The 23,262-nt window shown below is 61.7% G+C and carries 28 protein-coding genes; 2 read left to right on the top strand and 26 right to left on the bottom strand.

All coding sequences use genetic code 11. The features are described from left to right. Positions 1 to 14: 14 nt before the first annotated feature. The 8 genes from pqqE to NKJ46_RS14705 form a co-directional block, all read right to left on the bottom strand. Complete coding sequence (gene pqqE / locus NKJ46_RS14740) at positions 15 to 1,136, bottom strand: pyrroloquinoline quinone biosynthesis protein PqqE (RefSeq protein ID WP_352665699.1); 1,122 nt, start codon at positions 1,134 to 1,136, stop codon at positions 15 to 17. Continuing rightward, complete coding sequence (gene pqqD, locus NKJ46_RS14735; RefSeq protein WP_352665698.1) at positions 1,133 to 1,429, bottom strand: pyrroloquinoline quinone biosynthesis peptide chaperone PqqD; 297 nt, start codon at positions 1,427 to 1,429, stop codon at positions 1,133 to 1,135. Before pqqD ends, pqqE begins: the two co-directional genes overlap by 4 nt. Further along, a complete protein-coding gene (pqqC, locus tag NKJ46_RS14730) occupies positions 1,426 to 2,184 on the bottom strand; it encodes a pyrroloquinoline-quinone synthase PqqC (RefSeq protein ID WP_352665697.1) in 759 nt (252 codons plus the stop codon). The genes pqqD and pqqC overlap by 4 nt, the downstream gene beginning before the upstream one ends. Then, complete coding sequence (gene pqqB, locus NKJ46_RS14725) at positions 2,181 to 3,119, bottom strand: pyrroloquinoline quinone biosynthesis protein PqqB (RefSeq protein ID WP_352665696.1); 939 nt, start codon at positions 3,117 to 3,119, stop codon at positions 2,181 to 2,183. Before pqqB ends, pqqC begins: the two co-directional genes overlap by 4 nt. A gap of 368 nt (positions 3,120 to 3,487) precedes the next feature. Continuing rightward, on the bottom strand, positions 3,488 to 4,099 hold the full coding sequence (locus NKJ46_RS14720) for a PQQ-dependent catabolism-associated CXXCW motif protein (protein ID WP_352665695.1): 612 nt from the start codon (positions 4,097 to 4,099) through the stop codon (positions 3,488 to 3,490). Positions 4,100 to 4,126: 27 nt separating this feature from the next. After that, positions 4,127 to 4,990, bottom strand: coding sequence for a substrate-binding domain-containing protein (locus NKJ46_RS14715; protein WP_352665694.1), 864 nt, complete (start codon positions 4,988 to 4,990; stop codon positions 4,127 to 4,129). Position 4,991: 1 nt separating this feature from the next. Beyond that, positions 4,992 to 5,516 (bottom strand): c-type cytochrome, methanol metabolism-related, encoded by a 525-nt coding sequence (locus NKJ46_RS14710; RefSeq protein WP_023678824.1) that lies wholly within the window; start codon positions 5,514 to 5,516, stop codon positions 4,992 to 4,994. A gap of 153 nt (positions 5,517 to 5,669) precedes the next feature. Further along, on the bottom strand, positions 5,670 to 7,571 hold the full coding sequence (locus NKJ46_RS14705; RefSeq protein WP_352665693.1) for a methanol/ethanol family PQQ-dependent dehydrogenase: 1,902 nt from the start codon (positions 7,569 to 7,571) through the stop codon (positions 5,670 to 5,672). 674 nt (positions 7,572 to 8,245) lie between these two features. Here NKJ46_RS14705 and NKJ46_RS14700 point away from each other — a divergent pair. Then, positions 8,246 to 8,599 (top strand): hypothetical protein, encoded by a 354-nt coding sequence (locus NKJ46_RS14700; RefSeq protein ID WP_352665692.1) that lies wholly within the window; start codon positions 8,246 to 8,248, stop codon positions 8,597 to 8,599. Positions 8,600 to 8,649: 50 nt separating this feature from the next. Here the strand turns inward: NKJ46_RS14700 and NKJ46_RS14695 are convergent, their stop codons facing one another. The 9 genes from NKJ46_RS14695 to NKJ46_RS14655 all read right to left on the bottom strand — a co-directional run bounded on the left by NKJ46_RS14695 (position 8,650) and on the right by NKJ46_RS14655 (position 13,517). After that, a complete protein-coding gene (locus tag NKJ46_RS14695) occupies positions 8,650 to 8,805 on the bottom strand; it encodes a thiosulfate oxidation carrier complex protein SoxZ (RefSeq protein ID WP_352665804.1) in 156 nt (51 codons plus the stop codon). Positions 8,806 to 8,848: 43 nt separating this feature from the next. Continuing rightward, complete coding sequence (locus NKJ46_RS14690) at positions 8,849 to 9,772, bottom strand: DUF899 family protein (RefSeq protein ID WP_352665691.1); 924 nt, start codon at positions 9,770 to 9,772, stop codon at positions 8,849 to 8,851. 194 nt (positions 9,773 to 9,966) lie between these two features. Beyond that, positions 9,967 to 10,152, bottom strand: coding sequence for an MBL fold metallo-hydrolase (locus NKJ46_RS14685; RefSeq protein WP_352665690.1), 186 nt, complete (start codon positions 10,150 to 10,152; stop codon positions 9,967 to 9,969). Position 10,153: 1 nt separating this feature from the next. Next, positions 10,154 to 10,576: an MBL fold metallo-hydrolase gene (locus tag NKJ46_RS14680; protein ID WP_352665689.1), complete on the bottom strand. Its 423-nt coding sequence runs from the start codon at positions 10,574 to 10,576 to the stop codon at positions 10,154 to 10,156. Between the two features lie 4 nt (positions 10,577 to 10,580). After that, a complete protein-coding gene (locus NKJ46_RS14675; protein ID WP_352665688.1) occupies positions 10,581 to 10,739 on the bottom strand; it encodes a hypothetical protein in 159 nt (52 codons plus the stop codon). A 35-nt stretch (positions 10,740 to 10,774) separates the two neighbouring features. Then, positions 10,775 to 11,476, bottom strand: a complete 702-nt coding sequence (locus tag NKJ46_RS14670; protein ID WP_502903405.1) for an ABC transporter ATP-binding protein — start codon at positions 11,474 to 11,476, stop codon at positions 10,775 to 10,777. A gap of 7 nt (positions 11,477 to 11,483) precedes the next feature. After that, positions 11,484 to 12,281, bottom strand: a complete 798-nt coding sequence (locus tag NKJ46_RS14665) for an ABC transporter permease (RefSeq protein ID WP_352665686.1) — start codon at positions 12,279 to 12,281, stop codon at positions 11,484 to 11,486. Further along, the gene (locus tag NKJ46_RS14660) at positions 12,278 to 13,264 is read right to left on the bottom strand and encodes an ABC transporter substrate-binding protein (protein WP_352665685.1); all 987 of its coding nucleotides are present in this window, start codon (positions 13,262 to 13,264) and stop codon (positions 12,278 to 12,280) included. The genes NKJ46_RS14665 and NKJ46_RS14660 overlap by 4 nt, the downstream gene beginning before the upstream one ends. 43 nt (positions 13,265 to 13,307) lie before the next feature. Beyond that, a complete protein-coding gene (locus NKJ46_RS14655) occupies positions 13,308 to 13,517 on the bottom strand; it encodes a hypothetical protein (RefSeq protein ID WP_352665684.1) in 210 nt (69 codons plus the stop codon). 363 nt (positions 13,518 to 13,880) lie between these two features. On the opposite strand from NKJ46_RS14655, the gene NKJ46_RS14650 reads away from it, so the two are divergent. Further along, positions 13,881 to 14,261 (top strand): c-type cytochrome, encoded by a 381-nt coding sequence (locus tag NKJ46_RS14650; protein ID WP_352665683.1) that lies wholly within the window; start codon positions 13,881 to 13,883, stop codon positions 14,259 to 14,261. 63 nt (positions 14,262 to 14,324) lie between these two features. Here the strand turns inward: NKJ46_RS14650 and gph are convergent, their stop codons facing one another. The 9 genes from gph to NKJ46_RS14605 all read right to left on the bottom strand — a co-directional run bounded on the left by gph (position 14,325) and on the right by NKJ46_RS14605 (position 23,261). After that, positions 14,325 to 15,026, bottom strand: a complete 702-nt coding sequence (gene gph, locus NKJ46_RS14645) for a phosphoglycolate phosphatase (protein ID WP_352665682.1) — start codon at positions 15,024 to 15,026, stop codon at positions 14,325 to 14,327. Beyond that, a complete protein-coding gene (locus NKJ46_RS14640) occupies positions 15,023 to 15,580 on the bottom strand; it encodes a thioredoxin family protein (protein WP_352665681.1) in 558 nt (185 codons plus the stop codon). Before NKJ46_RS14640 ends, gph begins: the two co-directional genes overlap by 4 nt. A gap of 21 nt (positions 15,581 to 15,601) precedes the next feature. Continuing rightward, on the bottom strand, positions 15,602 to 16,288 hold the full coding sequence (gene rpe, locus NKJ46_RS14635) for a ribulose-phosphate 3-epimerase (RefSeq protein ID WP_352665680.1): 687 nt from the start codon (positions 16,286 to 16,288) through the stop codon (positions 15,602 to 15,604). A gap of 63 nt (positions 16,289 to 16,351) precedes the next feature. Next, positions 16,352 to 17,290 carry a CbbX protein gene (cbbX, locus tag NKJ46_RS14630; RefSeq protein WP_352665679.1) on the bottom strand — a complete coding sequence of 313 codons (939 nt, stop codon included), beginning with the start codon at positions 17,288 to 17,290 and terminating at the stop codon, positions 16,352 to 16,354. Between the two features lie 8 nt (positions 17,291 to 17,298). After that, positions 17,299 to 17,733 (bottom strand): ribulose bisphosphate carboxylase small subunit, encoded by a 435-nt coding sequence (locus tag NKJ46_RS14625; protein WP_023678835.1) that lies wholly within the window; start codon positions 17,731 to 17,733, stop codon positions 17,299 to 17,301. An 18-nt stretch (positions 17,734 to 17,751) separates the two neighbouring features. Beyond that, a complete protein-coding gene (locus NKJ46_RS14620) occupies positions 17,752 to 19,230 on the bottom strand; it encodes a ribulose-bisphosphate carboxylase large subunit (protein WP_352665803.1) in 1,479 nt (492 codons plus the stop codon). A gap of 36 nt (positions 19,231 to 19,266) precedes the next feature. Then, positions 19,267 to 20,346 (bottom strand): class II fructose-bisphosphate aldolase, encoded by a 1,080-nt coding sequence (fba, locus tag NKJ46_RS14615; RefSeq protein WP_352665677.1) that lies wholly within the window; start codon positions 20,344 to 20,346, stop codon positions 19,267 to 19,269. A gap of 10 nt (positions 20,347 to 20,356) precedes the next feature. Continuing rightward, positions 20,357 to 22,378, bottom strand: a complete 2,022-nt coding sequence (gene tkt / locus NKJ46_RS14610; protein ID WP_352665676.1) for a transketolase — start codon at positions 22,376 to 22,378, stop codon at positions 20,357 to 20,359. A 10-nt stretch (positions 22,379 to 22,388) separates the two neighbouring features. Continuing rightward, a complete protein-coding gene (locus NKJ46_RS14605; protein ID WP_352665675.1) occupies positions 22,389 to 23,261 on the bottom strand; it encodes a phosphoribulokinase in 873 nt (290 codons plus the stop codon). Between the last annotated feature and the right edge of the window lies 1 nt (position 23,262).

Genomic DNA, 23,262 nt, shown 5'->3' with positions numbered 1-23,262 from the left:
GAATAGATCGGCAGTCAGGCGGGCTCGGTGACGACGCCGATACGCCGGTAGACGAATGGTTCGTCCTTCGAAGGAACCGTCGCAGCGCGCTGGGCTTCCTCGATCAGCATTGCCATGCGCGCATGGATCGGCGATTTAGCGCAAGCCGGGTCCGTCGCGGCGGCATCGCCGGCGATTGCCATCGCCTGGCAGCGACAGCCGCCCCAGTCGATCTCGCGCCGCTCACAGTTGCGGCAGGGCTCCTGCATCCAGTCCGTGCCTCGAAATGCATTAAATGCCGGGGAATCGGTCCAGATCGCGGCCAGGGTGCGTGATCCAAAACGCTCGAAGCCGAGCGACGGTATGGTCTGGGCGGCATGGCATGGCAGCACGGTGCCGTCCGGCGTCACCATGAAGGCGTCGCGCGCCCAGCCGCCCATGCACGGCTTGGGATAGATGGCGAAATAATCCGGCGTAACGAAGTCGATGTTCATGATGCCGGTGAGCCGTTCGCGCGCCGCCGCGACGATCTCCGCCTGGCGGTCGACGGCAGCACGCTCGGGCATCAGTTGATCGCGATTGGTCAGCGCCCAGCCGGCGTACTGCACGTTGGCGATCTCGAGACGCTCCGCACCCAGCGAAAGGGCCAGATCGATGAATTCCGGTACCTCCTCGATATTGTGGCGATGGATCGGCGCGTTGATGGTAAGCGGCAAGCCGGCCGCGCGAGCGCGGCGTGCCGTTTCCAGCTTCTTTTCATGGCTGCCCCTGTGGTTGCCGATGCGCTCGGTGGTCGCCGGCCGTGCGCCTTGAAAGCTCAGTTGCAGATGGTCGAGCCCGGCTTCGGCAAATGCCTCGATGCGGCCATCCGCAATGCCGACGCCGGCGGTGATCAGGTTGGTGTAGACGCCGCGCGCCGAAAGCCCGGCGATCAATTGCTCGAGATCGCGACGCAGCGTCGGTTCACCGCCGGAAAGATGCACCTGGAGAACGCCAAGGTCGGCCGCCTGCGAGAACAGGTCGAGCCAGCTCTGCGTGTCGAGTTCGCGATTGGCTTTCAGTAATTCGAGCGGATTGGAGCAATAGGGGCATTGCAGCGGGCAGCGATGCGTCAGTTCCGCCAGCATGCCGATCGGGGGGAGATGGGGCTCGTTCATAGCTTCACCAGCAGCTTGTCCGACCATTCCTGCAGGAAGGCGACGACGTCGGCCGCCACAGCCTCCTGTTCGGCATCATAATCTGCGGCAAGGCCGGCAATGATGTGGCCGACCGTGGACCGCCCATCGCAGCGGCGCAATATGTCGAGGCTGATGTCGTTTGGCCAGAACACCTTTTCGGGCGAAAGCACGGCGAACGCCTGGCGCACGGGGTCATACTGTATGCGCACGTGCCTCGGCAGCGATGGAACCGACTGCGGCGACACCATGGCTCTTTCGCGCAGTGCCATCATTGGGCTGCCTCCGGACGGAAGGCGCCGGGCGGGATATTGCCCGGCTCGCCATAGGCGTGTTGAAGCGCGTCGAGCATGGCCCAGAGTATATCGCATTTGAACACCAGTGCATCGATCACCTGCTGCTGGCGTTCCGCCGTGTCGGCATGTTCGAGCACATAGGCGAGCGCGAAGTCGGCGTCGCGTGAGGCCTGTTCGGGCCGTCGGCTGAAATAGGCCAGCGTGTCCTCGGTGATATAATCGTATCTGGCCAGCATCGCGGGTACCCGCTCGCCGATGATGAGCGGCGAGAACATCTCGGTCAGCGACGACGCGACGGCCTCCAGCAGGGTCCGGTTCGTGCAAAAGGAGAGGTAAGCGCCAACCGCAAAACGTGTCGTCGGCAGGGCCAGCCTCTCGCTCTTCACTGCGTCGGCATCGAGACCGAGCGAGGTCGCCAGGTGCAACCAGCGCGCAATACCGCCGCTCCAGCCGTCCTCGCCGTCATGATCCTCGATGCGTTTGCGCCAGGCGGCGCGAAACGCCGGATCCTCGGCATGAGCGAGTATCATGGCGTCCTTGCGCGGAATGACAGCCTGATAGCAATAGCGGTTCAGCGCCCAGGCCTGCATCTCGGTCCTCGACAGCGCACCGCTGGTCATCCTGTGATGGAAAGGATGGCGGTTGTGATAGCGCTCGGCACCGACCTGCCGCAGCACGGCTTCGAGCTCGCTGGAGGACAGGCCTTTCTTGGCCGCGTCGTGGAAATCACTCACAGTTCCATCTCCATCCCGTCGCAGGCCACTTCCCAGCCAGCCGCTTCGACTGCTGCATGCTCGGCAGAATTCTCGTCCAGAACAGGATTGGTGTTGTTGATGTGGACAAAGACACGGCGGCCGATCCTCACATCGGCCAAGCCGGCGATCGACCCCGCACCTCCCGACATTGCCAGATGCCCCATGCGCGCACCGGTCTTTTGGCCGACGCCGGCAGCAATCATCTCGTCGTCGGTGAAGACCGTGCCGTCGAACAGAAGACATGCGGCATCGGTTAGACGCGTGCGCAGGGTCGCATCGATGCGGGCGCAGCCGGGGATGTAGAATACGGAGCCGCGACTGCCGGCACTGGCGATACGGACCCCGATCGTGTCGCCGGCATCGGAGCTGAAATTGGCATCCGGCTGGCCTTTTTCTTCGAGATATAGGGCTATTTTCCCGGGCACGGGAAAGCTCTCGACAGCTACGCCGGTGTCGTGGCCGTCTGCATCGCAGATCGCCAGCTCTTTCGCCGGCGGCAAGATGCGTCGCGGCACGAGCGCCGGATCGAGGACATTGAAAATCGAATTCGCCTCCAGCGTCGCCAGAACCTGTGTCGTTGCATAGATAGCGAAAGGCTGCCGCTCACGCAGGCTGAGCAGGCCGGCGACATGATCGACATCGGCATTGGTCAGCACCACCGCGCGAATAGGCGTGGAGCGCAGCGGCGCATCATGCGCAGGCTGCAATTCAGGCGTCGCCGCGATCTGCTGGCGAAGGTCGGGCGAGGCGTTGAACAGAACCCAGCCAAGTCCATCCGCCGACACGGCGACACTCGATTGGGTTCGTGGATGCACGCCAGCTACCCCGGTGCGAGCCGCACGGCTCAGACGATAATTGCAGTTCCATTGCGGAAAGCCACCGCCGGCAGCCGATCCGATGATTCTCAAGCGCATGAAAACGCCCGCCCCGCGGCTTCGCTGACCAGCAGCCAATTTGCAGCCGCAAAAAACAGCTCGCCCGCTTTGCGCGCCTCAAACTCTTTCACGAAAATCCCATGCGGCAAGGGGATGCGTGCCCCTGTTGCCAGGGACACGCACCTCTGCGGCCTACTTCTTGGGAGTAATTTCAGCAGGCAGATACCGCGAAATTTCAAAGCCCGCAGCAACCTGGCACATGGTCGGTTTTGTCCAGCTCTTCTTCATAACATTTCTCCTCTTCTACCAGCCCGAAGGGCCGATGCTGTCGTTAGTCAACCACTGCAGGGCACCGAAGCAATGGCTCGTCCATCAGGTTTCAAAATGGACAAATGAATCAATAGGTTTTAAAAAGTCAAAAAATGAAATCGAAAGTAGCTGTGGTCTCTTTCTTCAATTGTCATCGCGTAGGGTTTCTTCTCCTCCAGCGGAAGACTTGCACGTACCCAGCCATCCGCGCCGAGCGGATGCCAGATCACTGAACTGTAGCCCCACTCGACTGCCCGTTTCGCGGCATTCCACGACATCCAGCAATTCGTCATGCAATAGAACAGAATCGCGCGCGATTTGTCGGTGGCCGCGGCTGCGAGGCCTTGGCGAAAGTAGCTGGCGGTCTCTTCCGAAATAGCGCCGTATCCCGCGTTGGCCAGCCATATGCTGCCTGGAATGTCCTTTCTGACCTTGTCTCTCCATATCGTTCCAGCCGGCAGAGTGGTCGGCTTCGGCGTGTTCGGCATCACGTCGAAGAAGACGGCCTTTTTCCCTCGCCACAGCGCTTCCGCCTCTTCCGTGGTCACCACTGTCGCACCCTGCAGCATGTCCGGCACGGGTGCCCGGTATTCGTCCGGCCGGTAGCCAGCGGGCTCGTCAACCCCGCCTGCCCATGCCGGCTCCGTAATGCCCAGGAGGCCCATCATGAGCAGCAAAACCGCTTCCTTTCCTCTCATCGCCTGCCACATTTCTGGCCTCTGCCGGGCCCGTCCCAACTATTGTGTGATCGGATTGTCATGCTCGTCGATCAGCGGCACGTTGTAGCTGAGCAGGATCTTGATGATCTCCGCCTGGTTTTCCCTGATTACCCGGTTGAGCGTCCGCTTCCATTCCTGGTCGGACGGGCGTACGCCCATGGTGATGCGATAAGACATGCGCGAGCCGGTTTTTTCTTTCAGCAGCGGAACGATCGTGACGTCGGCTCCGAGTTCCCTGGCATAGTAGCCCGCCATCGGGCCCCACAGGACCGCCGCGTCGATCTTGCCGGCGAGCATGTCCTTGATCATGACCTCCCCCATGGAAGGGGTGACGCGCGTATCCACCGCCAGCGGGTAGATCTTGGCGGTCCGCAGAAGCTTGTTGGCGGCCATGTTGGCGGTTGGCGGCGTGCTTTCGACGACGCCGATTCTCTTGCCGGAAAGTTTCGGGTCTTCGATCGTCTCGACGCCTTCCATGCCGTTGCCTTTCGGGTAGACGAGCACATAGGCGGAGCGGTAGTAGGCATTGGTGTTCTGCACCAGTTCATCACCCTGGGCGTAGCCCATGATGATGTCGCATCGGTTGGCCCCAAGCGTGTTGCGCACAAAGCCGGTGACAGTGGGAAACCACGTGTAAGCGACTGATTTTCGCCCGGTCTTCTTGGCAACCAGTTCGGCCAGCTTGTTTTCGAAGCCTTGGCCGTTCTTGTCGGTAAAGGGCATGTTCGAGGGATCGGCGCAGACGCGCAGAATGTCGGGATCAACCAGTTCGCCCGCAGCGCCAAGCCCGGCATTTTGTGCCAGAACGTTCGACGGCAGCAAGGCGAGCGCGCCGAGGATCGACAGAACGACGCGCAGCTTCGATGCAGTGCAGCCGGTCATATCATCCACCCATGCAGGATGCTTCGGCATCCTTGGCTGCCTGGGCCTTGTTTTCGTGCTTGGGCGGCCTGCCGCGGGGTGCCGCGCCATCGGCGCGCGCGCGCAGATAGACGTAGAGATCGTCCAGGTAACAATAGACGTTCTTGTTGTCGCCAAAGGCAGGCATGACATTCTCCTTGCCGCCGCCGACATTCTTGCGGCCCTCGGCGACGATCGACAGGAACGTGGCGTAATCCATGTTCTTCAGGCTGTTGGCCAGAGCAGGCGCATAGCTCGAACCTGTGGCGTCCTGTCCGTGACAGACATGGCAATCTGAGTGATACCGGCGGTACCCGCTGAAGGTGTACCAATCGACGGTTCCGTTTTCGATCTTGTAGGTCGGATTTCCGTCCGCATCTAAATATTTGCCTCCTTCTTGCTTCACCGCCTTGGCTTTCTCCATGCTGTCTTCGGCCCGTACCAGACTTGAGCTGGCCAGAGGCAGCAGGACCAGGGCGAGAGCGGAAACTGCAATGCGAACGATCATTCAGACTCTTCCTTCGTTTGCCAGAAACCCTGGCTGCCGTCGTGCAGCGGCATTGATCGGAGTTGGGTGCGCGGCGCAATCGAGAGCCCGGTTCCCGGCTTCGGGGGCCCGGGCTCTCGTTTTCGAACCTAGTCGTTAGGCTCTTCCCGTTAATCAGTCCGGGAGGCCGAAGACGGTGAGCTGGCCGCCCAGCGTCGTATAGTCGGCAAGTGCCGCATAACCGCCGACGGCACCCAGACCAGCGGTTCCAACGACCGCGGCCTGATCGCCCTGCGCACGGCCCTGATCAACGGCGCCATGCCAGGCGGCGGCGTTATCGGGCGAAAGCAGCCCGCCTGCCAGACCGATACCGGCCCATCCACCGACGCCGGACAGAACGGCGATGTACTGCTTGCCGTCATGCTCGTAGGTTGTGATGTTGCCGATGATGCCGGATGGGGTCTTGAACTTGTAGAGCTCCTTGCCGTCCTTATCGACCGCCTTGATGTAGCCTTCGAGGGTACCGTAGAAGACGACGTCGCCATCTGTCGCCAATGCGCCCGACCACACCGAGAACTGCTCGGGCTTCGACCAGACGATCTCACCCTTGGCTGCATCCCAGGCAATGAAGTTGCCCATGTTCCCGTCACCGCCAGGCGCCGCATACATCGACACGGTGGCGCCTACATAGGGCTGACCGGCGGTGTAGCTCACTTTGTAAGGCTCATAGTCCATGCAGACATGGTTGGTCGGCACGTAGAACAATCCGGTCTTCGGCGAGTAGGCGGCCGGCTGCTGGTCCTTGGTTCCAAGCGCGGCCGGGCAGATACCGGTCGAGTTGGTGTCTTCGCCGTTCTGCTGGGTCGAATACTTGGCGACGACCTGCGGGCGGCCATACTGGTCGCTCTTGGGATCCATGTTGACTTCCGTCGCCCAGTTCACTGCCGGATCGTATTTTTTGGCGACGAGAAGTTCGCCGGTGGCGCGATCCATTGTGTAGGCAAAGCCGTTGCGGTCGAAATGCACCAGCACGTCGTGCTTGGCTCCGTTGACCTCCATGCCATCGACGAGAATCATCTCGTTGATGCCGTCATAGTCCCACTCATCATGCGGGGTCATTTGGTAGAGCCATTTGGCAACACCAGTGTCCGCATCGCGAGCCATGATTGTCATAGACCAGCGGTTGTCACCTGGGCGCTGGACCGGGTTCCACGTCGAGGGATTGCCGGTGCCGTAATAGACCAGGTTCAGCTTGGGATCATAGGAATACCATCCCCATGTCGTGCCGCCGCCCGTCTTCCACTGTTCGCCTTCCCAGGTGTTCGTGCCGGAATCCTTTCCGACAGGCTTGCCGAGATGGGTCGTCTTCTCGGGATCGAGAAGGGTGTCTGCATCAGGACCTTCCGAATAGGCTTTCCAGGCGAGCTTGCCGTCTTTCAGATTGTAGGCGGCCAGCCAGCCGCGAACACCGAATTCAGCACCGGAGACGCCCACGAGCACCTTGTCCTTGATGACTACGGGTGCCGACGTGCCGGATTCGCCCTTTCCGCCGTCGGTCTGGTCGCCGTTCTTGACAGACCAGACGACCTTGCCGGTCTTGGCATCGAGCGCGACGACGGTGGTGTCGGCCTGGTTGAGAATGATCTTGCCGTCACCATAGGCAACACCACGATTGACCGTGTCGCAGCACATGATCGGAATGACGTTCGAGTCCTGCTTGGGCTCGTATTTCCACAGGATCTTGCCGTCGTTCTTGAGGTCCAGAGCATAGACGTTGTTTGGGAAAGGCGTGTGGACATACATCACATCGCCGATGACCAGCGGCCCGCCTTCGTGACCGCGCAGCACGCCGGTGGAAAAGCTCCATTTGACCTGCAGGTTCTTCACATTGTCGGCAGTGATCTGGTTGAGTTTGGAATAGCGGGTGTTGGCGTAGTCACCCGTCTGCATCGCCCAGTTCTTCGCATCCGATGCGAGCTTTATAAGGTCTTCATTGGCCGAAGCCGTATAGGCAGCGCCGAGCGATAAAAACGCCGCGGTCGTCAGAATGTAAGTAGTTTTCGCAAGTACACGCATCCAAAATCCTCCCGGGTTCACAGTGAAGAATCGACCGTCAAGCCCCACAAGGGCTTGCCCAAGCAATTCATGTTGGGAAGTTATTTTCCGGCAGCTGTCACGACCTACCCCGAAGCAGAGGGCACCGTTACCGCCCGCCCCCCTTGGTCTTCGAAAGACTGCCGCCGCTCCCTGATAACGGTGGCGCTCTTGAAGCCGGAAACAAGAAAAAACTATGTCATCGTAAAAGACCAGGCAAGCAAAAACCTACAATGGATCGTTGCGCTGCAATATCGATATGCTGCACCGCAATATTTAGAAACAATTAAAATAAGCACCGTTTCAAGAACTAAAAAGAGGATGACCGCACAGCCGCGATGTATATAGCAACCATATTGTTCCCGTATTCTCGAGGTGATACACATTTGACTTTATTTCGATATATTCTACGGGGCGCCTCCGAGTAAGTATGCGTGCGTCTCGCTGGTTGCCGGATAGTGAGCGAAGCATGAAATGAACGCGTGAGGGAGGGTGCGCAGCGGGTCATGAAGCTGGCTCTTGTCGGTCGATAGGGCATTCCTCCTTTGGTCCTATACGCAGGCCATTGGAGCTTGACGGGCTTTGCGGCACGTCGCCAATTGGAGCGATGATCCCTTCTGGATGCATGGTGTCCAGGCCAAAACTGGAGGTTCCCCATGATAAGGTCTGTTGGATCTCTCACCCTGCCGGTGGCCTTTGCGACCACGCTGGCCTTTGCGAACTCGGCCAACGCCGCGGGAGACTACCCGACGGCAACGATTGCCGACTACGTGCTCGGCTGCATGCAAACAAATGGCCAGACACGCCAGGCGCTTGAAAGCTGTTCCTGCTCGATCGACGTTATCGCCTCGATCCTTCCTTACGATCACTATGAGAGGGCGGAGACCTTCAAAAGCATGTCGTTGACGACAGGGGAGGCGGCAGGGTTGTTTCGCGAAAGCGCGCCAGCGAAGGCGGCGCGCACGGAACTGAAACGCGCGCAGGCTGAAGCCGACGTACGTTGCTTTTAGTCAGGCGGAACAGGCACGCGTGGCCGGTGCGCCTCACAGTCTCGCCGTTTCTATCGGCCAATGGCCGCGAAATACCTTGCCATCCGTGTCGCCTCGACACGGATTTCGCCTTTGCCGTGCGCGGTGAAAGCGAACCGGAAATTGGGATCCTCCGAAATAGATATTCCGCCCTCCATCGAGAGAATCGGCTGATCGCCTTGAGAGATCGACAGTTCGTGGATGAAGTGCGCGGGAATGAAATACCGGGTGTCACCGCTTTGGCACGAACTCGAGCAATGGCGCGTACGGCGGCCCGACCAGCGGCGGATAGCGGCGGTAGGTGTTGTAGACCGCTCCGTCCTCCATCGCGAAGACGCTCCACCCTGCGCTCACCGACACGGCCGACTGGAGGTCCGGCGCACCCACATCGTCCCGGTAATCCTGCAGCCATTGCGGGGCCTCGCGGAGCAGCTGCCCCATGTCGAACTCGTCGCGGGCGATTCCGGACATCTCCTCCCGGCGGAATGCGAAGCCGTAGTCGAACAGGAAGTCGTCGCCGTAGCCCGACACGTAGGGCATCGTCCACCCGCGCTGTGTCTTAGTTGCCATCAGCTTCTCCAGCGGCGCCAGCGACATCGCGATGAGTGTCACGTCGCGGCCGTTCACGTGCGTGATCATGCCGCCCAGCCCATCGCCGACCGAGGCGCACCCCGGGCACGCCGTCTTCCAGTCCTCTCCGTACATTAGGTGATAAATGAGGAGCTGCGAGCGGCCATCGAACAGCTGCGGCAAGGACTTTGGCCCTTCCTCGGTGGCGAAGGCGTAGTGCTTCTCGACCGGCACCCAGGGCAACTCTCGCCGTTGCTCAGTCACGCGCCGTTCGTGCGCCGCCAGCTCCTGCTCGGCCGCCAGCAGCTCCTTGCGGGCAGCCTGCCACTCCTGCTCAGTCGCGACCTTCATCCGACCTCCTATGTTCGACCTAATCCTTGTTGAAATGGCGCCGGAGCGGAAACCCATCAGCCCCGCGAACTCGACGGCCTCCGCGACCTGTCTTAGTCGCACCACAGACACGGCAAGCGGACGGTAGCCTGGCTCGCCCGGCGGGCACAAGTAGCCCGCGACGGAACGCGCGTCGAAGCGATCGTAGCGCAGCAGACGACGGCCGGTCAATTTGCGAACGGCGACCCCCAGCATTGTCGTTGTCGCTTATTCCCATTCGAGCTCGGCATAAGCCGCTGTCGCGTTGCACTCGTTGTAGTCGTCGAACAGATGCCAATTGCCGCGTTCGCTTTGGCCGGCGGTCTTGATGGCCTCGCTGAGCGGCAACCCTTCCGCGATCGCCTTTCGAATATCGCGCGGCAGGATGTCGAAATAGCGCCGCTCCGCCGTCAGCGCCTCCGGCCAGCCGCCGGCGCCGGGCCGAGACTCGGCACGGCGCGCGCGGCGGCGATCGCGGCGAGCGCGTCCATCTGGCGGAGCCAGCCGAGCAGTGATCCGTCGAGCGTCGGCAAGGAACCTACGAACACGAGATCGCCGGCAAACAGCGTACCGGTCGCGCTGTCGAAAATGGTCAAATCATTGGCGGTGTGAGCCGCCTTCCATGCCTGCTTCGAGCGTGCGTTCTCCGAGGTCGAGATGCAGGCGATCCTTGACCAGCATTGTCGGAGACACGGTCTCGATCCCTTTCATGAGCGCGCCGCCGATCTGTTCGCGAAAGCTTTGCAGGCAGAACGCGCCGCGCGCCTCGGGAGCGCGCGGCAGATTGTGATGGCCGACGATGGTCGCGCCGATCTCCCGAAACGCAGCGTTGCCAAAGACGTGGTCTGGGTGCGCGTGAGTGTTGATCAGGTAGCGAACCGGCTTGGCGGTTATTTTCCCGACCGCGGCGGTAAAGGCGTGCGCCTCGATCGGGCTGCCGCCGCTGTCGATGACGGCAACGGCGTCAGTCCCGACGACGACGCCCAGGTTCGAGATCGCGCCCTGGTTGGCGGCGCTCATCAATTCATCCACGCCCTGGAAAAACAAAGACGTTGTCGGCGACTTTCCTGACCTTGAAGGCTGTCGGCAGGGGCGAAGGCGGCCCGCCCGACAGCATCGCGGCGCTGGCCGCGGTACAGGCGAAGCCGTTCACGAGCTTGCGTCGTACCCTGTCGATCGACATGTCTTTTCCGATATGCATTCCGAACGGCAAGGCGATCAGCCCACGCCCGGAAATTCTTGCTGGAATGATCGCAAAAGGTCGCTCATCACCAGTGGATTGCGATGCTGTCGCGGCACTCTTACGTCGAACATGCCGAGCACGTGGGCTGGGCGCTGCGCAAGCACGATGATGCGGTCCGACAGCATCAGTGCCTCGCGCAGATTGTGCGTTACCATCAAGGCAGTCGTGGGCCGCGCCGACCACACGGTCAAAAGCAATTGCCGAAGTCGCTCGGCGGTCTGTTCGTCGAGGGAGGCAAAGGGTTCGTCCAGGAAAAGCACCGCCGGTTCGGTGGCGAAGGCCCTGGCAAGCGCTGCCCTGCGCGCAAGGCCGAGCGAAAGCTCCGCCGGATAGAGCGAGCGCATGCCGGCGAGGCCGAGAGTGTCAAACAGCTCGTCGAGACTGTTCGCTCTTAGGCTTTTCGGCAGCGCCAGCCTGACATTCTGCTCCACCGTCCGCCATGGCAGCAAAGTAGGCTCCTGGAACACGGCGGCGATGCGGTTCGAGCCGCCTTGCGGCAGCTGGAAAGAGCCAGAAAAGTCTTTGTCCAGTCCAAGCAGGATGCGCAACGTCGTGGTCTTGCCGCAGCCCGACGGCCCAAACAGGCAAGCGAATTCGCCCTGCCGCACCTCGAAGGACAGACCCTCGAGTGCCGTGATCGACACGCCTTGCGCCGACCTGAAGGTCTTTTCGGCGATGTCGACCCTAAGCGGGACGGCGGCGCCAACGGGTTACATGTCGTTCAATGGGCTGCACCAGGAGAAGTTCGATGACAAGCATCACCGCCACGAAAGCCAGCGTGTAGGCAAGAATGGCGGCGACGTCGAAGAGCTGGAAATAAAGATAGATCTGGAAGCCGACGCCATTGGAGCGGCCGAGCAGTTCGACCACCAGGACGATCTTCCATATGAGGGCGATGCCGGACCGCGAGGCCGCAGCAAAATAGGGCTGCAGTTGCGGCAGCAGGACATGGCGGATGCGCTCGAGCGGGGCGAAGCGGTAGACGGCGGCCATTTCGGCATAACGCGGATCAAACGCCCTCGCGCCTTCGCGCATTGTCACCACGACGTTCGGGATCTTGTTGACGGCAACTGCGCCAATCGCCGCCGCCTCGTTGAGGCCGAACCAGATATAGGCGAGCGCGATGACCACCAGCGCGGGAATGTTGAGAAACAGGACCACCCACGGACTGAAGAACCGGTCCGCACCGCGGTAGCTCCCGAGGATGACGCCGATGAGGGAGCCGATAATCATTGCGACGACGTACGCCGCAGCAACCCGTCCGAGCGTGGCGCCAAGATGATAAAAAAGGTCGCCGCTCGCCGCTTCCCTGAGCAGCACCTGCCAGACCTGCCCTGGTGAGGGGAAGGCACGGCTTTGCCACAGATGGGCCGCGAGGCCCCACAACAGGCAAAGTCCGAGCAGGGAAACCGTTACCGTCAGCGCTGGCGTTAGCGGCGACGCAAAGCCGGATCGACCCGACTTGTCTTCCGTTGCGGTCATTTCGCGAGTTCCGCCCAGAACGTGCCGGGCGCCATCTCGGGCGCCCTGCCAACCAGCTTCTCGCCGCCTATCGCGGCCAGCACGTGATAGAGTTTACCCGCATCGACCGCTTCTTCGGCGACCGGCCGTCTTGGGATGCCCTGGCGATAGCGGTCGCGCAGTTTTTCCAACTCCTTGCCTTCTGCGCGAATGAGTGGCGCCAGGCGCAGCCATTCATCATCGGACCTGCCCAGCAAGTCCTTGGCCTGCATGGATGCCTTGACGAAGCCCCGGGCGGCATCCGGATTGTCGTTCGCCCATTGGTCATGGAAGACATAACCGAGTGCCGATACGGGGCCCGAGGCACCAAGCGCTTTCGTCGCGTCATCCGCGCCGATCAGCCGACGAAAGCCGTTGGCCTCGAGCCGGGCGCAGAAATGCCAGAAATTGAGCACGGCATCGAGTTCGCCTTGCATCGCCTTTTCGGAAATCAGCGGCGGCGCACCAAAGACGACGTCGCAGGCTGTCGGCAGGTCGAGGCCGTGATCGCGTCTGGCCAACGCCTGGACCAGTAGCCAGCTCTTGTCGAGCGGGCCGCCGGCGACACCGATTTTCTTTTCCTTGAGGTCGGCCAGCGTCCGGATCGGCGATTCCTCCTTCACCATGATTGCCCCCACGGCGGTCGAATAAGGGGCCAATGTAAGGTCGCCGCCCTCGGAGCGCTGGCGCGAGACCCACAGCCAGTCGGTCACGATTATGTCGATCGCGCCGGCCAGCAGCGCGACGTTGGTCGCATCCTCCCCGGCGAAGTAGACAATTTCCAGATCGATCCTGTTGGCCTCGTCGAGCTTGTGGCGTTTCAGCGTATCGAGTTCCCAGCTCACGGTGCCGAACTTCAGGACACCAATTCGGACCTTGGCTGCCGCAAAGACGGCAAACGGCTTTGAGGCGAGGATGGCCCCCACAGCGGCCAAGCGCAGCATCATGCGCCGCGAAATCATCATGGCGTCTCCTCTTTCAGGGTCGTCGACGAACCAGGAATGTCGATCAAATCGCTCGTTCCTTGCTCGGAACGGCACATTTCCAGCGCACGACCTTGAGACTTGGATGTTCCTGAGACCATTTTGCGATCTCGGCGGGCGCCAGGAACATGCATTGGAACAGAGAGCCGCGGCTCCCGAAATAGAGGTGTTCATCTCGGCAATTGCCCGGATTGGTGCTCAGGCACACCGTTAATATGAGATCGACCATATCCATTTGGCACCTATCGTCGCCTGTGCAGCGATCTCTCCAGAGTTCGTGCTTTGGAGTTTCATCGGATTTCCTGAAGGTGCCCAAACAGGAAACGGGTTGGAGTGAGGCTACGCGTTCGGCCAATAGGCGTCAATGATGTGGGACTGCGTGTCGCTACACACTTCCCTTCGCGCAGTCGGGAAACGAAACAGGACCTTTGTACGATTGACTTCTTTCATCGGCAGTCTAGCTTTTCGAGGCGTGCAGGTGCTGCCAGTCCGGGGAGGAAGGACGAATAGTTCGCTCTCCCGCGTAAAAACGGATGCCGGCAAGGCATCGACACGCGTAAAGTGTCCAGGGCACTCACACGATCAATGAGGAAATGCCATGCGCGCAGTCGCATTTTTCGCCGCCGTGTCCGTCGCCACCTTTGTCACTACCCAGTCTCAGGCACAGGATGCCGCGGCGGGTGAGAAGGTCTTCGCCAAATGCAAGATCTGCCACGTCGCCGACAAGGACCAGAACAAGGTCGGTCCGTCCTTGAACGGTGTCATCGGCCGAACGGCCGGGACGCATCCGGGGTTCAGCTATTCCAAGGCCATGACCGAGGCCGGAAAATCCGGCGTTAAATGGGACGAAGCCACGCTGACGACCTACCTTCACGATCCCAAGGCGATGGTCAAAGGAACGAAGATGGCGTTTTCCGGCCTCAAGAAAGACGAGGACATCGCCAACGTCATTGCCTACCTGAAGCAATTCTCGAAATAACGCGGTACCGCCGACCAATTGGACTGCGCCCGGCCGGCGTTGCCCTGGGCTTTGCGCTCGAGGTCACGCAGCGTCTTGCAGCCTCTGCATCGCGGACGGGATATCGAACAGGCTGTCGCAAACGAGGTCGGCGCAAAGCTCTTCAACGGGAATTTGGCTGTATCCTCCACGCAGCAGAATGACTGCCATCCCGGCGGCACGTGCGGCGGCCACGTCGGCGCCGCTGTCTCCGACCATCAGCGTGTCACGAGGTTCGACCTGAAGCTGGTCGAGGGCCAGCAACAGCGCGTCTGGGGCCGGTTTCAAGTATGTCACCGCGTCTCCGCCGACGATCGCGCCGAGATATTCCGTCAGCCCAAAATGCAAAAGGATTTCGCGAGCCGCCAACTGCGGCTTGTTGGTCACCACGCCCATGGCTATTCCGCTCAAGTGGAAGTGCGTGAGAACCTCCCTGACGCCAGGCATCAGCCTCGTGCGGCCGGTCAGATGCCTGCGATAGATCGGCGCCATGACGCGGTTGGCCTCATCGAGCGTGCTACCGAGGAGCGGCGTGCCGGAAGCCGCGAAGGCTCGTTCGACCAGTTTCCTGATGCCGCCGCCGATCATGGCCTTGACCTGATCCAGCCGCAGCGGCGGCAGATCGCGGTCGGCCAGCAATTCGTTGACGGCGGCCGCTATATCAGGCGCCGAATCGACCAGTGTGCCGTCCAGATCGAACAGGATCGCCTTGGGCGAGCGAAACGGCCTGCCTGCGCCGACGTTCATGCAGCATCCTTCCACTTGATCGAACAGCCGATCGAAGCGATCTGGTCGAGCGGTCCGTCGCCGGTTCGGGCAACCTGCTTCATCGCCTCGAACAGGTCGCGCCTCAGCCCGGGCAATGCGGCGTCGCGTCGCGACGCGTCCAGCCGGCCGCGATATTGCAGCGTCAACTCGCTGTTGAGCCCGAAGAAATCCGGGGTGCAAACGGCTCCGTAGGCACGCGCCACCGTCTGGTGCTCATCGTGGAGATAGGGGAAAGTGAAGCCGTTCGTCCTGGCGAAGAGCTTCATATTGTCGAAGGAATCATCCGGATAAGCCCCGGCATCGTTTGAGTTGATCGCGACAAAGCCGATGCCTTCGGCCTTGAGGTCGTTGGCGTCGCGCACCATGCGCGAAATCACCGCTTTCACATAGGGGCAGTGATTGCAGATGAAGGCCAGCACCAGCCCGTTCGGGCCGGCATGGCTGAAGATCGAATGCGATTTGCCGTCGACGCCGGGCAAAACGGCGTCGATGGCTCGCCAGCCGAAATCGCAGACAGGTGGGGTTGCCGCCATATTTGCCCTCCGATGAGACGATTATGCAGCTTTCCGGATCGCCCCGTCGGCCGCCTGCCTGATGGTGCCGATATTGGCGCGATAGGCAGCCTCGGTGCCACCCCTAAAGATGGCAGAGCCGGCGACCAGCACATTGGCGCCGGCCGCGGTGACCAGCGGAGCGGTTTCGGGCGTGACGCCGCCGTCGATCTCTATGTCGATCGGACGATGGCCGACTAGGGCCTTGACCCGCCTGACCTTGTCAACGACCGCCGCAATGAAGGCCTGGCCGCCGAAGCCCGGATTAACCGTCATCAGAAGCACCAGATCGAGCCGGTCGAGCACATATTCGATGACGCTTTCTGGCGTCGAGGGGTTCAGCGAAACGCCGGCCTTCTTGCCGAGGTTTCTGATTGCCTGCAGCGAACGGTCGAGATGCGGTCCGGCCTCGGCATGCACCGTGATGATGTCGCAGCCGGCATCGGCGAAGGCGCCGAGATAGGCGTCGGCCGGCGCGATCATCAGGTGGCAGTCGAAGACCTTGTCCGTTCGATTACGGATCGCCTTGATCACCGGCGGACCGAAGGTGATGTTGGGCACGAAATGGCCATCCATCACATCGAGATGGATCCAATCGGCACCCGCCCGGACGACCGCTTCCACCTCGTCGCCGAGCCGCGAGAAGTCCGCAGATAGCACCGAGGGCGCAATGATTGTCTTGGTATCCATGATCGTCGGCTCCCATTCTGTCGTCCGTTTCCGGTCGCTGCACACACAACCGGCGTCGTCTTGTCAGCGCACCTTCGTCTCCGGTTCGCCTTCGAGCTTACCTTCCGCGAATACGCGGCTGCCGCGAATGTCGGATTCCTCGATGGTGATAAGGTCGGTTTTCGTCAACGCCCGGTCGCGCGATGCGAAAAGCCGGCTGGCCTGGCGAAGCCGGGCCCGGTCGAGGCTATTGCGGACCGAGCGGGCGTTGGAGAAATGCGGCAGCCGCATGCGGATCGGGAGATACTCGTCGAGCGCCTTAGCCGCCGCTTCGCTGAGACGGTAATTCTGTTGCGCCAGCATGATCTCGGCGATGGATTTGAGTTCGCTGACGCCGTAGTCCGGAAAATCGAGGTGATGGGCGAGGCGCGAGCGCATGCCGGGATTGCTGTCGAAGAAGCGGTCCATCTTGTCCTTGTAGCCGGCAAGAATCACAACCAGATCGTCGCGGTTGTTTTCCATGCATTGCAGCAGGATTTCGATCGATTCCTGGCCGTAGTCGCGTTCGTTCTCGGGCTTGTAGAGATAGTAGGCCTCGTCGATGAAAAGCACCCCGCCCATGGCGCGCTTGATCACGTCGCGGGTTTTGGGCGCGGTGTGGCCCACATACTGGCCGACGAGATCGTCGCGCGTCACCGCGACCATGTGGCCTTCGCGGACATAGCCGAGACGATGCAGGATTTCTGCCATTCTCAGCGCCACGGTGGTTTTTCCGGTGCCGGGATTGCCCGTAAAGTTCATGTGGAGCGTCGGCGCGCCCGAGGTCAGGCCGAACCTGCGGCGAAGTCGGTCGACCAGGAGCAGCGCCGCGATCTCGCGGATGCGGGTCTTGATGGGCTTCAGGCCAACGAGTTCGCGGTCGAGCTTGTCCATCACCTCATCGATGCTGGATGCCTCGAACTCGGCCTGCAGATCAACCGATTCGTCCTGCGCGGCAGCGCCCTTTGCTATCGCGTCCAGCATGGTGTCGCCTAGCTCCGCTCGCCTTCGGGCCTGTCGGTCGCATAAGGCACGATCGAATAGCCCTGGCTGCGGCCGTCACGCTCTTGGCGCAGCAGCCGGAACCCGGGTTCATTAGGTGGCCGGTTGACGATGAATGACATGCGCGGCGCTTCCCAGCCCTTGGTCGAATCGAAGGCGGTGACCCGGACATACATGTTGGGCATGGCTTTCCGGCAATTGTTGACTTCAAGCAGGATGCCCGCCGGGTCCCTCAGGTCGAACATCGGGTTGCCGTACATTTCCCAATAGGTGTTTCGCGGATGCGGATCGTCGGTGTATTCGACGCTGACCGCCCAGTGGTTCTTCAGCGCGTATTTGATCTGCGCCGAAATCTGCTCATCGGTCAGTTCGGGCAGGAACGAAAACTGTCCCTGCGTGACCTTGTTTCCCGGATTGGTCATCATGGCGACGGTTCCTTTCGTCTAGAAGCTCGGCGTTGCGGTTGGCACAAAGTCGGCCGTGTCGGTCGATTCGTAGTTGAAGGTGACGTCCTTCCACGTCTCCAGGGCCGCCTTCAGCGGCGTGCACCATCTGGCCGCCTGTTCGAGGATCTTGGTCCCTTCGCGCAGATAGTCGCGGCCCTCGTTGCGGGCGAGGATCATCGCCTCCAACGCGACGCGATTGGCCGTCGCGCCGGCCTGGATGCCGTCCGGATGGCCGATCGTGCCGCCGCCGAACTGCAGGATGACGTCCTCGCCGAGATAATGGATCAACTGGTGCATCTGGCCGGCATGGATGCCGCCCGAGGCGACGGGCATCACCTTGTTGAGCGACGCCCACTCCTGATCGAAGAACAGCCCGGTTTCGAGGTTCTGCGGCGTGCGCTCCTCGCGCAGCGTGTCATAAAACCCCCTGATCATAAGCGGGTCGCCTTCCAGCTTGCCAACCACCGTGCCGGCATGGATGTGATCAACGCCGGCCATCCGCATCCATTTGCAGATGACGCGAAAATTCATGCCGTGGTTCTTCTGGCGCGAATAGGTCGAGTTGCCGGCGCGGTGCAGGTGCAGGATCATGTCGTTGCGGCGTGCCCACTTGGCCATCGACTGGATCGCCGTGTAGCCAATGACGAGGTCGATCATGACGATGCAGGAGCCAAGCTGTTTTGCAAATTCGGCGCGCTCGTACATGTCCTCCATCGTGCCGGCGGTGACGTTGAGATAATGGCCCTTGACTTCGCCGGTGGCGGCCGACGCCTTGTTCACTGCCTCCATGCAGTAGAGGAAACGGTCGCGCCAATGCATGAAGGGCTGTGAGTTGATGTTCTCGTCGTCCTTGACGAAGTCGAGGCCACCCTTCAGCGCCTCGTAGACGACGCGGCCGTAGTTGCGGCCTGACAGGCCAAGCTTCGGCTTCGTCGTTGCACCGAGCAGCGGCCGGCCGAACTTGTCGAGCCGCTCGCGTTCCACCACGACGCCGGTCGCCGGGCCTTGGAAGGTCTTGAGGTAAGCCACCGGGATGCGCATGTCCTCGAGCCGCAAGGCCTTGACGGCCTTGAAGCCGAACACGTTGCCGATGATCGATGCAGTCAGGTTGGCGATGGAGCCGGGCTCGAACAGGTCGAGGTCGTAGGCGATATAGGCGAAGTACTGTTGCTCGATCCTGGTGCCTGGACCTGTGTTCGGGACCGGCTCGGATTTGAATGCCTTGGCGCGGTAGAGCTCACAGGCGGTCAGCCTGTCGGTCCACACCACGGTCCATGTCGCGGTAGAGGATTCACCGGCGATGGCCGCGGCCGCCTCCTCATGGTCGACGCCGGGCTGCGGCGTGATCCGAAACATGGCGATCAGGTCGGTCTCCTTGGGCCGGTAGTCCGGCTCCCAGTAGCCCATGTTCTTGTAGGGGATGACGCCCGACCTGTAGCGTTCCTTGCCTTCCTTGAGCGTGCCTGCTGAGGGCATGTCGATCTTGTTCATGGCAGGTCTCCTGTTTGCCGCTCAGGCGGCTTTCGCGGTTGCGATTTGGGGGTCGAGCTTTCCCGCGGCGTAACGTTTCGCCATCTCATCCATGGCGATCACCCTGATCTTCGACGCGTGGCCTGCGGTGCCGAAGCGTTCGAAGCGATCGCGGCAAAGGTCGCGCAGGGCGTCCGTGGCGGGTTTCAGGAATTTACGCGGATCGAATTCGCGCGGGTCCTCCGTCGCGACGCGGCGGAACTGTCCGGCCATGGCCATTCTGCAATCGGTGTCGATGTTGACCTTGCGCACGCCGTAGCGGATGCCGCGCTCGATTTCCTCGACCGGGACGCCAAAGGTCTGGGGCATCTCGCCGCCATAGTTGTTGATGATGTCCTGCAGTTCCTGCGGCACGGAGGAAGACCCATGCATGACCAGATGCGTGTTGGGCAGCTTTTCGTGGATCGCCTCGATCACCTGCATGGCCAGGAGGCCGCCGTCGGGCTTGCGGCTGAATTTGTAGGCGCCGTGCGAGGTACCGCAGGCGATCGCCAGCGCGTCGACCTGCGTGGCGGTCACGAAGTCGACCGCCTGATCGGGATCGGTCAAAAGCTGGTCGTGGGAAAGCACACCTTCGGCGCCGTGCCCGTCCTCGGCCTCGCCCTGGCCGGTTTCCAGCGAGCCGAGCACGCCAAGCTCGCCTTCGACCGAAGCGCCGACCCAATGCGCCATGCGTGCGACACGTTCGGTGATGGCGACGTTGTAATCGTAGCTCGCCGGCGTCTTGGCATCCGCCATCAGCGACCCGTCCATCATCACCGAGGTGAAGCCGTGGCGGATCGCCGACAGGCAGGTGGCTTCGTTGTTGCCGTGATCCTGATGGATGCATAGCGGAATGGCCGGATGGATTTCGGTCAAAGCCTCCATCATCTTGGCCAGCATGATGTCATTGGCATAGGAACGGGCGCCGCGCGAGGCCTGGATGATGACCGGCGCATCGCAGGTCCTGGCGGCCTCCATGATGGCGAGGCCCTGTTCCATGTTGTTGATGTTGAATGCCGGCACCCCGTAGCCGTGCTCGGCGGCATGGTCGAGAAGCTGGCGAAGGGTGATGCGGGCCATGGTCGTCCTCCTAGATGATGAGCTTCAGCGCCGCTGCCGCGACGGCTTCGGGCGTGATGTCGAAATACAGGTAGAGATCCGGGGCAGGGGCGCTGGCGCCGAAACCGGCCATGCCGACGAAAGCGCCGGTGTCGCCGATCCAGCGGTCCCAGCCGAGACGGGCGGCTGCCTCCACGGCAACGCGCGGCGCTGAACCGAGGACGGCCTTGCGGGTGCCGGCGTCCTGTTCCTCGAACAGCTCCCAGCACGGCATCGAGACAACCGCGGCCGCGATGCCGTGCTCGGTCTCAAGCCGTTCGGCGGCGGCAACCGCGATTTCGACCTCCGAGCCGGTGGCGATCAGGGTCACCGCGCGGTGCCCGGCTGGCTCGCGCAGGATGTAGGCGCCCCGGCTCGACCGGTTCTCGTCGCTGTGTGGCTCGCCGCTAGGTGCTTGGCGCAGCATCGGAAGGTTCTGGCGCGAGAGCACCAGCACGCTCGGCCGGTTCGCGCTCTTAAGCGCCAGTTCCCAGCACTCCGCCGTTTCGATGATGTCGGCCGGACGGAAGACGTTGAGGTTTGGCGTCGCCCGCAGCATCGCCAGGTGCTCGACCGGCTGGTGGGTCGGGCCGTCCTCGCCGAGACCAATGGAATCATGCGTCATCACATAAATGACGCGCTGGCCCATGAGCGCCGAGAGCCGCATCGCGCCGCGCGCATAGTCGGCGAAGCACAGGAACGTGCCGCCATAAGGCACGAAACCGCCATGCAGTGCGATCCCGTTCATGGCTGCGGCCATGCCGTGCTCGCGGATTCCATAGTGGATGTAGCGGCCGGCGTAGTCGCCCGGCGCTATGCGACCCATACCCTTGGTGATCGTCAGGTTCGAATGCGTCAGATCGGCGGAGCCGCCGACGGTCAGCTCGGTTGCGGCGTTGATTGCACCCAGCGCCATTTCCGAGGCTTTCCGCGTTGCAACCTTGGTCGCCTTCTCGAGATGCTCCTTACGGAAAGCAACGAGCGCTTCGAAGACCGCGTCGGGCAGGGTGCCGGCGACCGCGCTCTCGAAGGCCTCGCGCTGCGGCGAGGCGGCAAGCCGCTGCTCCCAGGCGCGACGTGCCGCTTGCCCGCGGCCGGCGATCTCGCGCCAGGCGAAAAGGATATCGTCCGGCACCTCGAACGGCGCGTAGGCCCAGCCGATGTTTTCGCGCGTCGCGGCGATCTCCGCATCGCCCAGCGGTGCGCCATGCGTCTTTTCCGAACCGCCCAGATTGGGCGCACCCTTGCCGATCACCGTGCGGCAGGCGATCAGAGACGGCCGATCCGACTGCTGCGCTGCTTCGATTGCAGCCCCAACGGCTTCCATGTCGTGGCCGTCCACCGACTGGACTTGCCATCCAGCGGCCTTGAACCGTGCCGGCTGGTCCATCGAAGTCGACAGCGAAGTCGGTCCGTCGATCGAGATCGCATTGTCGTCCCAAAAGACGATCAGCCGGGAGAGCTTCAGGTGACCGGCAAGATCGATCGCCTCGTGGCTGATGCCTTCCTGCAGGCAGCCGTCGCCGGCGATCGCGTAGGTGAAATGGTCAACGACATCTGCGCCGTGACGGGCAGCGAGCATGCGCTCCGCCAGTGCCATGCCGACAGCGGTCGAAATGCCTTGTCCAAGCGGGCCGGTCGTCGTCTCGATGCCAAGCGCATGGCCATATTCCGGATGTCCGGCGGTGCGGCTGCCCAGCTGACGAAACCGCTGCAACTCCTCGATCGGCATGTCCTCGTAGCCGAGCAGGTAATGCAGCGCATATTGCAGCATCGAGCCGTGCCCGGCCGAAAGCACGAAGCGGTCGCGATCGGGCCAGTCCGGCATCGACGGATCGATATTGATGAAGCGGCTGAACAGCACCGTCGCGACATCGGCCATGCCCATCGGCATGCCCGGATGACCGGAATTGGCCTTTTGGACGCTATCCATCGCCAATGCGCGAATGGCGTTGGCCATGTCGCGTTCCGAGACGGCGGCGACGGGCTTCAATGCTGCGGCTTGGCTGTTCATGGCGTCCTCCTCACGACACACGGTTCTTGCGTTCGATCAATTGCAGGATGAGCGGCGTCAGGATCAGCTGCATGGCAAGGTCGAGCTTGTTGCCGGGCACCACTATGGAATTCGGCCGCGACATGAACGAGTCGTGGATCATCGAAAGCAGGTAGGGGAAATCGATGCCGCGGGGGTTGGCGAAGCGGATGACCAGCATTGATTCGTCGGGCGTCGGAATCCAGCGCGCGATGAATGGATTGGACGTGTCGACAATCGGCACGCGCTGGAAGTTGATGGCGGTCTGCGAAAACTGCGGGACGATGTAGCGGACATAGTCCGGCATGCGACGCAGGATCACGTCCATCACCGCCTCGGTGGAATAGCCGCGCGTTGCGCGGTCGCGATGGATCTTCTGGATCCATTCGAGATTTATGACCGGCACCACGCCGATCTTGAGGTCCGCGTGCCTGGCCAGGTTGATCTTGTCGGTGACGACGCAGCCATGCAGGCCCTCGTAGAAAAGCAGGTCGCTCGGCGGAAATTCGCGCCATTCGGTGAAATGTCCCGGCGGCGTGCCGTACTGCTTCTCTTCATCCTCGTCATGGATGTAGGTGCGGGTCTTTCCGGTTCCCCGGCGGCCATATTCCTCGAACACCTCTTCGAGGATTGCCAGTTCATTGGCCTCGGCATGGAAGTGGGTGAAGTTCGGATTGCCTGCCTTTTCCTCCTCGGCCACCTTCGCCTTCATCGTGGCGCGGTCGTAGCGATGGAAGGCATCGCCTTCGATGAAGGCGGCCCCGATGTTCTCGCGCCGGAAGATCAGCTCGAAGATGCGCTTGACAGAGGTAGTGCCTGCGCCCGACGACCCGGTGATGGTAACGATGGGGTGCTTTGCCGACATG

It is taken from the genome of Mesorhizobium sp. M0166 (genome assembly GCF_040322255.1).
In the GTDB taxonomy this organism is placed as follows: Bacteria; Pseudomonadota; Alphaproteobacteria; order Rhizobiales; family Rhizobiaceae; genus Mesorhizobium.
Note: the sequence above shows the minus strand (reverse complement) of the source record. Positions and strands in the feature narration are given on the sequence as shown.